The following is a 12936-nucleotide window of genomic DNA, read 5'->3' on the forward strand; positions in this document are numbered from 1 at the left end:
CGATCGGGCAACGATCAGGCAACGACGAGGCCCGGGCGGGGAGTTCACCCGCCCGGGCCTCGCCGTACCCGGCTCCGGCCGGCTCCGGTCGTCGCTGCCGGCTCAGCCGAGGATCAGCTGCACCGGGTTGCGTTCCAGCAGCAGCACCGCGACGTCGTCCGTCAGCGCGCCGCCGTTCAGCTCCTCGACCTCGGCGATGGCGCTGTCGACGAGCCGGCCCCGGGTGAGCCCGGCGGACTGGTGGTCGCCGATGAGGTCGGCCAGCCCGTCCTGGCCGAGGCGGCGGGAGCCGGCCCCGACCCGGCCCTCGATCAGCCCGTCGGTGTAGAGCAACAACCGCCAGCCGGGCTGGAGTTCGAGCTGCTGGGCGGGCCACGCGGCCTGCCCGTCGTGGCACGGCAGCAGGCCGAGCGCCGGACCGGCGAGATCGGCGGGCAGGGTGACCGGCTGGTGGTCGCGGCCGAGCAGCAGCGGCGCCGGGTGCCCGGCGAGGTAGAGCCGGGCGGGCTCGCCGGTGCCGAGCGAGTCGAGGCCGCCGCTGGCGCCGCCCGGCTCGATGACGAGCATGCAGAGCGTCGCGAAGATCTCGTCGCTGCGCCGCTCGTGTTCCAGCACGTGCTGGAGGGTGGTGAGCAGGGCCTCGCCGGTGAGGCCCGCGAAGACGAGGGTGCGCCACGCTATCCGGAGGGCGACGCCGAGCGCGGCCTCGTCCGGGCCGTGGCCGCAGACGTCGCCGATCACGACGTGGACGGTGCCGTCGTCGGTGCGGACGGCGTCGTAGAAGTCGCCGCCGAGCAGGGCGCGGCGGCGGCCCGGGCGGTAGCGCCGGGTGAAGGAGAGGCCCGCGCCGTCGAGCAGCGGGGTGGGCAGCAGGTGGCGCTGGAGCCGGGCGTTCTCCTGGCCGCGCAGTTCGGCCTCGACGAGGCGGCGCTGCGACTCGTCGGCGCGCTTGCGCTCGACGGCGTAGCGCAGGGCGCGGCCCAGCAGCGGGCCGTCCGTCGCGTGCTTGATCAGGAAGTCCTGGGCGCCCGCGGCGACGGCGGCCGCGCCCAGTTCGGCGCCGGCCGCGTCGGTGAGCACCACGACCGCGGTGTGCGGGGCGCGGCGGAGCAGTTCGTGCAGGCCTTCGAGGCCGTCGGAGTCGTCGGACGGGTGCGGCAGGTCGGCGGGGGCGGCGAGGTCGAGCAGCACGCAGCTGAAATTGCTGCCGCGGGAGCGCCCGCGCCGGGTGCCGGACGGGGACACGGCGAGCAGTTCGGTGGCCTGTTCCAGCCCGCGGGCCCAGTGGATCTCGATCGAGGTGCCGCTGTCGGCGACCGCCGCCTTGATCAGCTGGGCGTCGGAGGCGTCGTCCTCGATCACCAGCAGTTTGAGCGGTGCGGTGCTGCTGGCGGCCGCGGCGGGGGCGTCGGCGGGGGCCGAGGTGTGTCCGGTCTGGTGCCGGGGGTGCGGTATCGGGGGAGCGGCCGTCACCTGGCCGGCCGGCGTCGGGCCGGTCGGGGCCGGGCGGTTGCGGGCATGGTCAACGGGGGCGCCGGCCTGGGCGCCCGACAGGCTCGTGGCACCAGGTGCCCGCCCGTCTCCCGTTGCGGGCATCGGTGGTTCCTCCCTTTCCCCGAGTGCGTAACGGTCAGCGCCCGTCCGCAGTGCCCGCCTGGCACCGTGCGCCGGGGAACTTCTCGCGACCATAACGTGATCTCCGGGGATTTCTCTGGCCGACCGGCGCCGTTGTGGTTTTTGCCACGCCGGTGGCGGTGCGGTGATCTGACTCGGACGACGGCTGGCATCCCCGTGGTGGCGGGGGAGGAAAGGGGACGGGCGATGGTGACGCGGATCACCCTGGTCGAGGGTGACGTCGGGGGCCGCAGGTGGACGCCGTGGCGCCGGGCGGCGACGGCGCACGGGCAGGTCGTCCGGCGGCGTCCATCGTGACGTGATGGGGCGTCAACACGCCAGTGGTATTCGATAACTCGTTCGAGTGAATGCGGTGAGTCGCTCACCCGCACCGGCCCCGGTCCGTGCCGGGCCGGCGTCCCCGGCCGCGTGGCCCGCTACGGCGCGAGCGCGCTCCAGGGCACCGTGACCTCGCCCTGCCGCCACCGCCCGCGCGCGTCCACCAGGGGCCAGTCGCCCGCCAGCGCCGTGCAGGCCGCCACCCAGCGCTGCCGCGCCCCGAACGCCCCGTACGGCGCGGCCGCTGCCCAGGCCCGGTCGAAGTCGGCCAGGAAGGAGTGCACCGGCCGGCCCGGCACGTTGTGGTGGATCAGCGCCTTCGGCAGCCGTTCGGCCAGGTCGGAGGGCTGGCCGAGGCCGCCCAGCCGGGCGGCGAAGGTCACCGTCCGGGGCCCCTCCGGGCCGAGCGCGACCCAGACGTGCCGTCGCCCGATCTCGTCGCAGGTGCCCTCCACCAGCAGCCCGTCCGGGGCCAGCCGGGCGCAGAGCCGCTCCCAGACCCCGGCCACCGCCGACTCGTCGTACTGCCGCAGCACGTTGGCGGCCCGGATCAGCTGGGCCGGCGCGCCGCCGTCCAGCGGGACCTCGAAGCCGCCGCGCCGGAAGGTGAGCAGCGGCGGTTCGGCGTACGGCAGCGCGGCCGCGACCCGCTCCGGCTCGATCTCGATCCCGACCACCCGGACGTCCGGGCGCACCGTGCGCAGCCGCCCGGCCAGTTCGACGGCCGTCCACGGCGCGGCGCCGTAGCCGAGGTCGACCGCCACCGGCGGGCGCCCGCCGGCGCGCAGCGTGCGGCCGAGGGTGTGGGCGATCCAGCGGTCCATCCGCCGCAGCCGGTTGGTGTTGGTGGTGCCCCGGGTGACCGTCCCCACCGGCCGTCCGGTCCGCCCACGGGCGGGTGCGGTCGCGGAGTCGAAGGAGGCAGCCATGCCTGGAAGGGTAGTCGGGTCCGCGTCGGCACCGCTGTGACCTGGGACGTCGCCCCGTCCGGCATCTCGTCGGCCGGACCGGGAATGCCGGACGCGGGCCGGGTGGTTGGCTGTCTGGTGGTGATGTGTGCCCGGGACGGGGCAGCGCACACCGGACAGCGGGCGGCCCGTGCGCGGGCCGCCGAGACGGGCCGCACAGAGGAGGCTTCAGCCAGGTGATCCAGCACCCCGTCCGTTCGGTACGCCGTGCCCAGCCCGCCGCGCCCGCGCGGGGCCGGCTCCAGTCGCTCGTCCCGGGCCGCCGCCGCCCGCGCCGGATAGCGATGCTGAGTGTCCACACCTCGCCGCTGCACCAGCCCGGCACGGGGGACGCCGGCGGGATGAACGTCTACATCGTCGAGCTGGCCAAGCGCCTGGCCGCGCTCAACATCGAGGTCGAGGTGTTCACCCGGGCGATCTGCTCGGACGACGCCCCCACCGTCGAGCTGGCCCCCGGCGTGCTGGTCCGGCACGTCACCGCCGGCCCGTACGAGGGCCTGCTGAAGGAGGACCTGCCCGCCCAGCTGTGCGCCTTCACCCACGGGGTGCTGCGGACGGAGGCGGGCCACCGCCCCGGCCACTACGACCTGGTGCACTCGCACTACTGGCTCTCCGGGCAGGTCGGCTGGCTGGCCGCGCAGCGCTGGGGGGTGCCGCTGGTGCACACCATGCACACCATGGCGAAGGTCAAGAACGCCGCGCTGGCCGAGGGCGACACGCCCGAGCCCGCGGCCCGGGTGATCGGCGAGACCCAGGTGGTCGAGGCGGCCGACCGGCTGATCGCCAACACCACCGAGGAGGCCGCCGAGCTGGCGCTGCACTACGCCGCCCGACCGGACCAGCTGGCCGTCGTCCACCCCGGCGTCAACCTGGACGTCTTCCGCCCCGGCGGGGCGTCGGCGCGGGCCGCCGCCCGGGCCCGGCTGGGCCTGCCGCAGGACGCCGCGGTGCTGCTCTTCGCGGGCCGGATCCAGCCGCTGAAGGCCCCGGACGTGCTGCTGCGGGCGGTCGCCGAGCTGCTGGCGCGCCGCCCGGGGCTGCGCGAGCACCTGCTGGTGCCGGTGGTCGGCGGTCCGTCCGGCACCGGACTGGCCCGGCCGGAGAGCCTGCACAAGCTCGCCGCCCAGCTGGGCATCAGCGACGTGGTGCGGTTCCACCCGCCGGTCGGCCAGGCCGAGCTCGCGCAGTGGTACCACGCGGCGACGGCGCTGGTGATGCCCTCGTACAGTGAGTCCTTCGGGCTGGTCGCGCTGGAGGCGCAGGCCTGCGGCACCCCGGTGGTGGCGGCCTCGGTCGGCGGCCTGCCGGTCGCGGTGCGGGACGGCGAGACGGGCACGCTGGTGCACGGCCACGACCCGGCGGCCTGGGCGCACGCGCTGGAGCCGTACGTCACCGACCGGGGCCTGGTCGCCCGGCGCGGCGCGGCGGCGGCCCGGCACGCGGCCGGCTTCGGCTGGGACACCGCCGCGGCCGGCACCGCCGAGGTGTACGCCGGCAGCCTGGCCCGCCCGGCCGGCCGCTTGGCCGCCGCCCGGCGGCGGCTGGCCTGACCTCGGCCTGACTGCGGCCTTACCGCGGTCGGGCCACGAGCTGACTGCGGCCCGACTGCGGCCGCCGGGGGCACGCACCGCTGGTGCGCGCCCCCGGTACCGCCGAGTAACGTCACCCCCATGGCAATCCGCACCAAGGACGAGGCCCTGACCCTCCTGCGCACCGCCCTGGACGACGCCGGAGCGGCCTGGGAGCCCGCCGCCACCGACCCGTTCACGCTGGTGGTGACGCTCCCGGGCACCCGCAAGCTGAGCACCGCCTGCGCGCTGCGGGTCGGCGACCACACCCTGTCGGTGAACGCCTTCGTGATCCGCCGACCGGACGAGAACCACGAGGCCGTCTACCGCTGGCTGCTGGAGCGCAACACCCGGCTGTACGGCGTCGCGTACGCGATCGACCCGCTCGGCGACGTCTACCTGGCCGGCCGCCTGCCCCTGGAGGCGCTCACCCCGGACGCCGTGGACCGGCTGCTCGGGACGGTGCTGGAGAACGCCGACGAGCCGTTCAACACCCTGCTGGAGCTGGGCTTCGCCTCGGCGATCCGGCGCGAGTGGGAGTGGCGGACCAAGCGCGGGGAGTCCACCCGCAACCTGGCCGCCTTCGCCCACCTGGCCGCCCCGGCGGCCGACTGACCCGGCAGCGGGGCCGGCGCCCTCAGATGCCCGCCGGAGCCTTCTTCTCCGCGGCGGGCTCCGGCACCTCGGGCTCCGTCACCTCGGTCACCGCCACGGTCAGGGTCGCTGCCGCCTCGGTCACCGGCACCTCCGTCACCTCGGCCACCGCGGCCTCCGGCACCGCCCCGGCACGGCCCGCCGTCGCGTCCGTGCGCCGCCCGAGCACCACGTGCCCGGCCGCCGCGACCGTGCCGCAGACCCCGCACACGACCCAGAGCACCGCGGAGCCGGCGTGCTGCAGCAGCAGACCGCCGATCGCCGGGCCGAGGAACGAGGCGAGCGACCAGGAGAGCGAGTAGACGCCCTGGTAGCGGCCGCGCGCGTGGGTCGGCGCCAGTTCGGCGACCAGCCCCATGATGGTCGGCGCGTTCAGGACCTCGCCGACCGTCCAGACCGCCACCGAGAGGGCGAACAGCCACGCGGACGACCCGGCCAGCGCCGCCAGCCCGAAGCCCCAGCCCGTGATCAGGCAGCTGGCTATCAGCATGGCGGTCCGGGAGCGGCTCTCCATCCACCGGGTGAGCGGGATCTGGAGCACCACGATCAGCAGCCCGTTCAGGCCGATGACCAGCCCGTACTCGGTGGAGCTGATGCCCGCGGCGCCCATGTCGACGGCCAGGGTGGTGCTGCCCTGCTGGAGGATCAGGGCGAGCAGCAGGTTGAGCCCGACGACGGCCATGAACCGCCCGTCCCGGAACACCGCGCCGAGGCCGACCGTCGGCTCGTCCGCCCCCTTCCCGTGCTGGGGCGAGTCCTGCGGCTTGGTCTCGGGGATCCGGATGAAGATCACCACCGCGCAGACCAGCGTGGAGAGCGCGTCGAGCAGGAAGAGCGTGAGGTAGCCGTGAGTGGCGATCAGGCCGGCCACGGCGGCGGAGAGGCCGAAGCCGATGTTGATCGCCCAGTAGTTCAGCGAGTACGCGCGGACCCGGTCCTCGGCCGGGACGAGGTCGGCGATGATCGCCGAGGTCGCGGGCCGGGTGGCGTTGTTGCAGAGGCCGACCAGGAAGGCCACCGTGGCGATCGCCACCTGGCCGTCCGTGAAGCCGAGCACGGCGGTGAACAGCGCGGTGCCGAGCTGGGCGGCGACCAGGGTCGGGCGCCGGCCGATCCGGTCGGTCAGCACGCCGGCGCCGATCGCGGCGACCGCCGAGCCGAGGCCGTAGAGGGAGGCCACCAGGCCCGCGTAGGAGGCCGAGTACCCCCGGTTGGTGGTCAGGTAGAGCGCGAGGAAGGTGAGCACGAAAGCGCCCAGCTTGTTCACCAGTGTGCTGACCCAGAGCCACCAGAACTCCCGTGGTAGCCCGCCCACCGTCTCCTGTATCAGCCTTCGGATCCGGGGGTTGGTGAACAGGGCGACGGGCATGTGGGGGGCTCCCGGGGCAGGCGTCCGCCGAGCGGCACGGGCAGGTCCGGTCAGCCGACGTATGTAAGTGTCAGATAGGCGGTGCACACATTACACATCTGCCGTAGGTCCGGACCAGCGCTTTTCCTGCCTCCACTAAGCTGGGGGCCATGGCTGACACGACGTACCGACTCATCCTGCTCCGCCACGGCGAGAGCCAGTGGAACCAGAAGAACCTGTTCACCGGTTGGGTCGACGTCGACCTCAACGAGAAGGGCGAGAAGGAGGCCGCGCGCGGTGGCGAGCTCCTGGCCGCCGAGGGCCTGTTCCCGGACGTGCTGCACACCTCGCTGCTCCGCCGTGCGATCCGCACCTCGCAGATCGCCCTGGACAAGGCCGACCGCCACTGGATCCCGGTCAGCCGCAGCTGGCGCCTGAACGAGCGACACTACGGTGCGCTCCAGGGCAAGGACAAGGCCCAGACCCTGGCCGAGTTCGGCGAGGAGCAGTTCCAGCTGTGGCGCCGCTCGTACGACACCCCGCCGCCGGTGCTGGCCGACGACGCCGAGTATTCGCAGGCCGGTGACGCCCGCTACGCGGACATCCCGAGCGAGCTGCGTCCGCGCACCGAGTGCCTGAAGGACGTCGTCGACCGGATGCTCCCGTACTGGTACGACGCCATCGTCCCGGACCTCGCCGCCGGCAAGACCGTCCTGGTCACCGCCCACGGCAACAGCCTGCGCGCGCTGGTCAAGCACCTCGACGGCATCTCCGACGAGGCCATCGCCGGCCTGAACATCCCGACCGGCATCCCGCTCGTGTACGAGCTCGACGCCGACTTCAAGCCCGTCACCAAGGGCGGCCGCTACCTCGACGCCGACGCCGCCGCCGCGGCCATCGAGGCGGTCAAGAACCAGGGCAAGAAGTAACCCACCTGGCGAAACGGCCCCGCCTCCCGGTTCGCCGGGGGCGGGGCCTTCGTCGTTCAACCGGCCTGTGCGGAAGCCGAGTTGTGGTTGGTGTCGGCGGCCGGATCCGGGCTCGTCCCAATAGTGGTTCAGACCATTGACGGGTGGCGGAGTCCGCTCCTACGGTGAGGGCGCCGGACTGCCGCAGGCATGCCAAGGATCTCCCCGTCCCGGCCGCCGCGCCCCCACGCGCGCGCGTCTGCGTCACGGCGCACTCTCCATCCACCCCCACGGAGGAGCATCATGCGCACACGTCACATCGTCGGGGCGGTGGTCGCCGCCCTCGCGGTGCCGCTCAGCCTCGCCGTCCCGGCGCAGTCCCACGGGTACATCTCGACGCCGCCCAGCAGGGCCGCGCTCTGCGGAGCGGGCGGGGTGTCGTGGGACTGCGGCGACATCCAGTGGGAGCCGCAGAGCGTCGAGGGCCCCAAGGGCTTCCCGGACTCCGGGCCCGCCGACGGCACCATCTGCGCCGGCGGCAACTCCCGCTTCGCCGAGCTGGACGACCCGCACGGCGGCGCCTGGCCGACCACCGCGGTGACGGCGGGGCAGCAGCTCACCTTCACCTGGACGTTCACCGCCCGGCACGCGACCACCGACTTCCGCTACTACCTGACCAAGCCGGGCTACGACGCGAGCCAGCCGGTCACCCGGGACAGCCTGGACCTGACGCCCTTCCTGATCGCCCCGTACGGCGGGAAGCAGGTGCCCAGCACGCTCAGCCACACCGGGACCGTCCCGAGCGGGCGCACCGGCCACCAGGTCGTGGTCTCGGTCTGGACGATCGCCGACACCGGGAACGCCTTCTACTCCTGCACCGACGTCCAGTTCTGACGCCCGGGGCGGCACGGCGGACGCCGTGCCGCGGACGCGCGGCACCAGGACGCGCGACGAGGTGCACGGCCGACGGCCGTGCACCTCGGGGACTCCTCGGCGGTGGACCGCTCAGTGGCCGCCGCAGCAGCCGCCGTCCGCGCCGCCGCACTGGCAGGGCGCGCCGGACTGGCAGCCGCAGCCGCAGCCGGGGCCACAGCCGCAGCCGGCCGCGAGAACGGGCAGGAGCTTCGGGGTGGGCGGCTCGACGGTTTCGTGGGCGCGTGCCGGTCGGGTGGGGTTGGCCTTCATCGAGCTGTTCCCTCCTAGTGACGGGCACAGTCCTGTGCCCCCAACGTCGAGTGAAGCCGCCGATCGGAGGGAGCGTCAACAGGCGCGCAGTGGTGGGATGTACCGGCGTCGTGCGCCCCCACCACCCCTGTCGCAGGTTTACTCACCCCGCAGGGGGAGCGGCCGCCCCTTGAAGCCCCGAGCCCGAGCCCGAGCCCCGAGGCGCCGAGTCCCGAGCTGCCGAGCCCCGAGGCGGCCGCACCGCACCCGCAGGAGGTCACTCCGCCGCCGCGGCCTCCGAGGCGGCCACGAACTCGGCCACGTGCTCGCCCGTCACCAGGTACACCACGCGCTTGGCGACCGACACCGCGTGGTCCGCGAAGCGCTCGTAGTAGCGGCCGACCAGGGTGATGTCGACGGCGGTCTCGATGCCGTGGTGCCAGCGGTCGTCGATCAGGTGCGACAGCAGCTCGCGGTGCAGGGAGTCGATCGCGTCGTCGTCCTGCTCCAGCTCCAGGGCCTTGTCGACGTCCTTGGTGGCGATCACCAGGCCGGTCTTGGCCACCAGGCGCTGGGCGAGCTGGCCCATCTCCAGGACGGTGGAGTGCAGGTCGCCGGGCACGGCGGAGTCGGGGTAGCGCATCCGCGCGACCTTGGCGACGTGCCGGGCGAGGTCGCCGCAGCGCTCCAGGTCGGAGCTCATCCGCAGCGAGGTGACGACGATGCGCAGGTCGGTGGCGACCGGCTGCTGGCGGGCGAGCAGGTCGATCGCGCGGTTCTCCAGCTCGTGGTGGAGGTCGTTGATCTTCTCGTCGGCGGCGATCACGCTCTCCGCCAGTGCCAGGTCCGCGTCCAGGAGTGCGGTGGTGGCCCGGCCCAGGGCCGAGCCGACCAGGCGGGCCATCTCGACCAGGCTGTCGCCGATCGCATCGAGTTCCTCGTGGTACGCGTCGCGCATGCTCTCTCCTCAGTAGCTGTGTCGGTGGCGGTGCCGACCGGCCGGCCCGTCCGACGATCGTCTTGTCGTCCGGGTGACCGCTGCTGGTGGCGCGAATCGTACGCGCACACCTGAGACGGCGGCCGGTGGTTCGGCCCGCCGCCCACTCCCACACGGGCTGCATGGCCAACTCTGGGCCGTCCGGGCGACGATGCACGGCCGGTGTGGTGAATCAGCGGCCACGTGAAGGTGAATTCTCGGCAACGCGTGGCCGATGCCTTGATCGGGCCCTTGGGGAGTGGCCTGGCCGTGCGCTTACGCTGGCCACATGGACGTGAACGTGGCCGCCGCCGCTGCCTGCGCCATAGCCGGGCTCGGCGTCGGCCTCACGGCCTCCATCGCCTTCCGTTGGAGCGAGCGCGAGCAGGCCAGGGGCAGGTACGGCGGCACCAGCAGCAGACACCACGGTCGGCACCAGGGCCTGGGCACCGGCACCCCGGAGCCCCCGCTGCCGCCGGGGGTGGACACCGTCCTCTCCGTCCTCCGCTCCTGCGCGATCGTGCTGGGCGAGGGCGACGAGGTGGTCAAGGCCAGCTCCGCGGCGTACGCGATGGGACTGGTGCGCGGCGGCGCGGTCGCCGTGGACCAGATGCTCTCGCTGGCGCGTGCCACCCGCCGGGACGGCGAGATCCGCCAGGTCGAGCTGGAGGTGCCCCGCCCCGGCGTGGCCCGTGCGGGCGAGCCGCTCGCGGTCTCCGTCCGGGTCGCCCCGCTGGGCTCCCGGCTGGTGCTGGTGCTGGTCGAGGACCAGACCGAGCGCCGTCGGGTGGAGGCGGTCCGCCGGGACTTCGTGGCCAACGTCAGCCACGAGCTGAAGACCCCGGTGGGCGCCCTGTCGCTGCTCTCCGAGGCGGTCGCCGACGCGTCCGACGACCCGGAGGCGGTGCAGCGCTTCGCCGGCCGGATGCAGATCGAGGCGACCAGGCTGGCCAGCCTGGTCCAGGAGATCATCGACCTCTCCCGGGTGCAGGACGACCGGCTGATGGTGGACCCGGAGCCCGTCGCGGTGGACGAGCTGATCGCCGAGGCGATCGACCGCTGCCGTCAGCAGGCCGCCGCCAAGCAGATCCTGATCACGGCCGGCGGCATCGCCGGGCTCTACCTGCACGGCAACCGCGGCCAGCTCGCCGCGGCGCTCGGCAACCTGGTCGAGAACGCCGTCAACTACAGTCCTCCCCGTACCCGGGTGGCGATCGCCACCCGCCGGATCTCCAGCGCCGCGGCGCTCGGCGAGGCGGACGGCGAGCTGATCGAGATCTCGGTCACCGACCAGGGCATCGGCATCTCGGAGAAGGACCGCGAGCGCGTCTTCGAACGCTTCTACCGGGTCGATCCGGCCCGCTCCCGGGCGACCGGCGGAACCGGCCTCGGCCTGTCCATCGTCAAGCACGTCGCCGCCTCGCACGGCGGCACGGTCTCGGTGTGGAGCGTCGAGGGCCAGGGTTCGACCTTCACCATCCGCCTGCCCGCCGGGCAGGCGCCCGAGGCCGAGGACGGCGACGACCTCGACGACAGCGGCGACCTCGACGCCCGCGGTGCCACCGGCGGCCGTGGCGCCGCCGCCGCGCCCACCAGAACCCTCACCACGGACCGGACGGCCACCACAGGCCGCACGGACCGTCCGCTCCCCACGGGGGAGCGGGAACACCCCCTGTCAGACGCAACCCCCCAGCTTGCCCCGGAGGCCTGATCGTGACCCGAGTACTGGTGGTCGAGGACGAGGAGTCGTTCAGCGACGCCCTGTCGTACATGCTCCGCAAGGAGGGCTTCGAGGTGGCCGTCGCCGCCACCGGCCCCGACGCCCTGGAGCAGTTCGAGCGCAACGGCGCCGACCTCGTCCTGCTCGACCTGATGCTGCCGGGCCTGCCGGGCACCGAGGTCTGCCGTCAGCTGCGGGTGCGCTCCAACGTGCCGGTGATCATGGTCACCGCCAAGGACAGCGAGATCGACAAGGTGGTCGGTCTGGAAATAGGTGCGGACGACTACGTCACCAAGCCCTACTCCACCCGTGAGCTGGTCGCCCGGATCCGGGCGGTGCTGCGCCGCCGCGGTGAGGACGGCGGTGCCGGCGAGAACGGCGGCGGTCCGGGCGCCCTGGAGGCGGGCCCGGTCCGGATGGACGTCGACCGGCACGTGGTGACGGTGGACGGCGCCAAGGTCGACCTCCCACTGAAGGAGTTCGACCTGCTGGAGATGCTGCTGCGCAACGCGGGCCGGGTGCTCACCCGCATGCAGCTGATCGACCGGGTCTGGGGCGCGGACTACGTCGGCGACACCAAGACCCTGGACGTCCACGTGAAGCGCCTGCGGGCCAAGATCGAGCCGGACCCGGGCGCCCCGCGCTACCTGGTCACGGTCCGCGGCCTGGGTTACAAGTTCGAGCCGTAAACCGCGGGCGCGGACAGACGCGGAAGGCCCCCGCCGGCAGTCGCCGGAGGGGGCCTTCGCGTTGGTGTCCGGCAGGCCCGGGAGGGCCCGCCGGACACCGGGTGGTGCGTCAGTGGGCGCCGGCGGACTGGGTGGCACCCGGGGAGGCGGTACCGGACGGCGTGGCCGCACCGGTGGTGGCCGGGGTGGCCGGAGCGGCCGGGGTGGTGGCGCCCTTGGTGGGTACGGCCGCCGGGGCCGACGTCGGGCCGAAGCCCTTGTAGAGGCCCTTGTTCGGGCTCACGCCGGCCTGGGCGTCGACCTTCTGGCCGTCCTTGAAGGTGAACGAGGTGGGGACGAAGCCGCCGACCTGGACGCCGACCGAGGCGACCTTGGCGGACGGGTTGCCCTCGCCACCGATCGCCACGGCGCCGCCGGCCGGGACGACGATGGTGGACAGCGGGGCGCCCGCGGCGTCGGAGAACGCGGCGGTGGCACCGTTGCCGACGGTGACGGACTGCAGCTCCGCCGGGGTGCTGCCCGTGTTGGCGATGTTGACGGTCACGTTGGCGGGACCGTTGTGCTCGCCCGAGGACTCGTCCCCGGTGACGACCACGATGTTGTTCAGCCGAAGGTTCGTTCCGAGGGTTGCCGCCGCGTTGTCGGGCTTGACCTGCAGCGTGTCCGGCGTGTTGCCGGCGGCGCAGGACGACAGCGAGGCGATGGCGATGGCGGCGATGGCGGCGATGCTGCCGCGTCGAAGGCTGCGGCTCACGGCGGCGGCTTCTCCTAAGTCAACGTGTCGATAGGTCAGGCCTCAGATTATCGACCTCACTTATGCGCTCCTCACGGGGTGGTCCCCGTGTCGCACTCCCGGGGTTCGCGGGGCGGCCGTCCGGCCGCACTTGTGGCGTGTCCGGGTCACTCTCGGGACAAGCTTCGACCAAGATCGAATAACGATGTGGATACGGCCCGATAAACGGTGAAAACCCAAGATCCAATCATGGTT

12 protein-coding genes are annotated in these 12936 nt (G+C 73.6%); 6 read left to right on the plus strand and 6 right to left on the minus strand.

Features of this window, described 5'->3' with window-relative positions; translation table 11 throughout:
* Positions 1-102: 102 nt before the first annotated feature.
* Positions 103-1596 (minus strand): PP2C family protein-serine/threonine phosphatase, encoded by a 1494-nt coding sequence (locus OG556_RS19570; protein ID WP_371518213.1) that lies wholly within the window; start codon positions 1594-1596, stop codon positions 103-105.
* Positions 1597-2051: 455 nt separating this feature from the next.
* Positions 2052-2882, minus strand: coding sequence for a class I SAM-dependent methyltransferase (locus tag OG556_RS19575; RefSeq protein WP_371518214.1), 831 nt, complete (start codon positions 2880-2882; stop codon positions 2052-2054).
* 218 nt (positions 2883-3100) lie between these two features.
* Here OG556_RS19575 and mshA point away from each other — a divergent pair, with 218 nt between their 5' ends.
* Positions 3101-4471 carry a D-inositol-3-phosphate glycosyltransferase gene (gene mshA / locus OG556_RS19580; protein ID WP_371522757.1) on the plus strand — a complete coding sequence of 457 codons (1371 nt, stop codon included), beginning with the start codon at positions 3101-3103 and terminating at the stop codon, positions 4469-4471.
* Between the two features lie 120 nt (positions 4472-4591).
* On the plus strand, positions 4592-5104 hold the full coding sequence (locus OG556_RS19585; protein ID WP_371518216.1) for a YbjN domain-containing protein: 513 nt from the start codon (positions 4592-4594) through the stop codon (positions 5102-5104).
* 22 nt (positions 5105-5126) lie between these two features.
* Here OG556_RS19585 and OG556_RS19590 read toward each other — a convergent pair whose 3' ends face one another.
* Positions 5127-6512, minus strand: coding sequence for an MDR family MFS transporter (locus tag OG556_RS19590; protein ID WP_371518217.1), 1386 nt, complete (start codon positions 6510-6512; stop codon positions 5127-5129).
* A 149-nt stretch (positions 6513-6661) separates the two neighbouring features.
* Here OG556_RS19590 and OG556_RS19595 point away from each other — a divergent pair, with 149 nt between their 5' ends.
* Positions 6662-7420: a phosphoglyceromutase gene (locus OG556_RS19595; protein ID WP_063348789.1), complete on the plus strand. Its 759-nt coding sequence runs from the start codon at positions 6662-6664 to the stop codon at positions 7418-7420.
* A gap of 282 nt (positions 7421-7702) precedes the next feature.
* The gene (locus tag OG556_RS19600; RefSeq protein ID WP_371518219.1) at positions 7703-8293 is read left to right on the plus strand and encodes a lytic polysaccharide monooxygenase; all 591 of its coding nucleotides are present in this window, start codon (positions 7703-7705) and stop codon (positions 8291-8293) included.
* Positions 8294-8404: 111 nt separating this feature from the next.
* On the opposite strand, the gene OG556_RS19605 is transcribed toward OG556_RS19600, so the two are convergent.
* Both OG556_RS19605 and phoU read right to left on the minus strand, forming a co-directional pair.
* Positions 8405-8584 carry a hypothetical protein gene (locus OG556_RS19605; protein ID WP_063348791.1) on the minus strand — a complete coding sequence of 60 codons (180 nt, stop codon included), beginning with the start codon at positions 8582-8584 and terminating at the stop codon, positions 8405-8407.
* Positions 8585-8840: 256 nt separating this feature from the next.
* Positions 8841-9521, minus strand: coding sequence for a phosphate signaling complex protein PhoU (gene phoU / locus OG556_RS19610; RefSeq protein WP_350878362.1), 681 nt, complete (start codon positions 9519-9521; stop codon positions 8841-8843).
* Positions 9522-9828: 307 nt separating this feature from the next.
* Here phoU and OG556_RS19615 point away from each other — a divergent pair, with 307 nt between their 5' ends.
* Positions 9829-11250, plus strand: coding sequence for a sensor histidine kinase (locus tag OG556_RS19615; protein ID WP_371518222.1), 1422 nt, complete (start codon positions 9829-9831; stop codon positions 11248-11250).
* A 2-nt stretch (positions 11251-11252) separates the two neighbouring features.
* Entirely contained in the window at positions 11253-11948 is a 696-nt protein-coding gene (locus OG556_RS19620) for a response regulator transcription factor (protein WP_030061050.1), read from the plus strand.
* 109 nt (positions 11949-12057) lie between these two features.
* Here the strand turns inward: OG556_RS19620 and OG556_RS19625 are convergent, their stop codons facing one another.
* Complete coding sequence (locus tag OG556_RS19625) at positions 12058-12702, minus strand: DUF461 domain-containing protein (RefSeq protein WP_371518225.1); 645 nt, start codon at positions 12700-12702, stop codon at positions 12058-12060.
* Positions 12703-12936 lie beyond the last annotated feature (234 nt).

Origin of the sequence: Kitasatospora sp. NBC_01300 (assembly GCF_041435235.1) — a bacterium.
GTDB lineage: Bacteria > Actinomycetota > Actinomycetes > Streptomycetales > Streptomycetaceae > Kitasatospora.

Excerpts from the sequence above, each read along its gene's own strand:
- OG556_RS19575 (WP_371518214.1), bottom strand. The coding sequence starts at position 2,882 with ATGGCTGCCTCCTTCGACTCCGCGACCGCACCCGCCCGTGGGCGGACC.
- OG556_RS19600 (WP_371518219.1), top strand. The coding sequence starts at position 7,703 with ATGCGCACACGTCACATCGTCGGGGCGGTGGTCGCCGCCCTCGCGGTG.
- OG556_RS19570 (WP_371518213.1), bottom strand. The coding sequence starts at position 1,596 with ATGCCCGCAACGGGAGACGGGCGGGCACCTGGTGCCACGAGCCTGTCG.
- OG556_RS19585 (WP_371518216.1), top strand. The coding sequence starts at position 4,592 with ATGGCAATCCGCACCAAGGACGAGGCCCTGACCCTCCTGCGCACCGCC.
- phoU (WP_350878362.1), bottom strand. The coding sequence starts at position 9,521 with ATGCGCGACGCGTACCACGAGGAACTCGATGCGATCGGCGACAGCCTG.
- OG556_RS19615 (WP_371518222.1), top strand. The coding sequence starts at position 9,829 with ATGGACGTGAACGTGGCCGCCGCCGCTGCCTGCGCCATAGCCGGGCTC.
- OG556_RS19595 (WP_063348789.1), top strand. The coding sequence starts at position 6,662 with ATGGCTGACACGACGTACCGACTCATCCTGCTCCGCCACGGCGAGAGC.
- OG556_RS19605 (WP_063348791.1), bottom strand. The coding sequence starts at position 8,584 with ATGAAGGCCAACCCCACCCGACCGGCACGCGCCCACGAAACCGTCGAG.
- OG556_RS19590 (WP_371518217.1), bottom strand. The coding sequence starts at position 6,512 with ATGCCCGTCGCCCTGTTCACCAACCCCCGGATCCGAAGGCTGATACAG.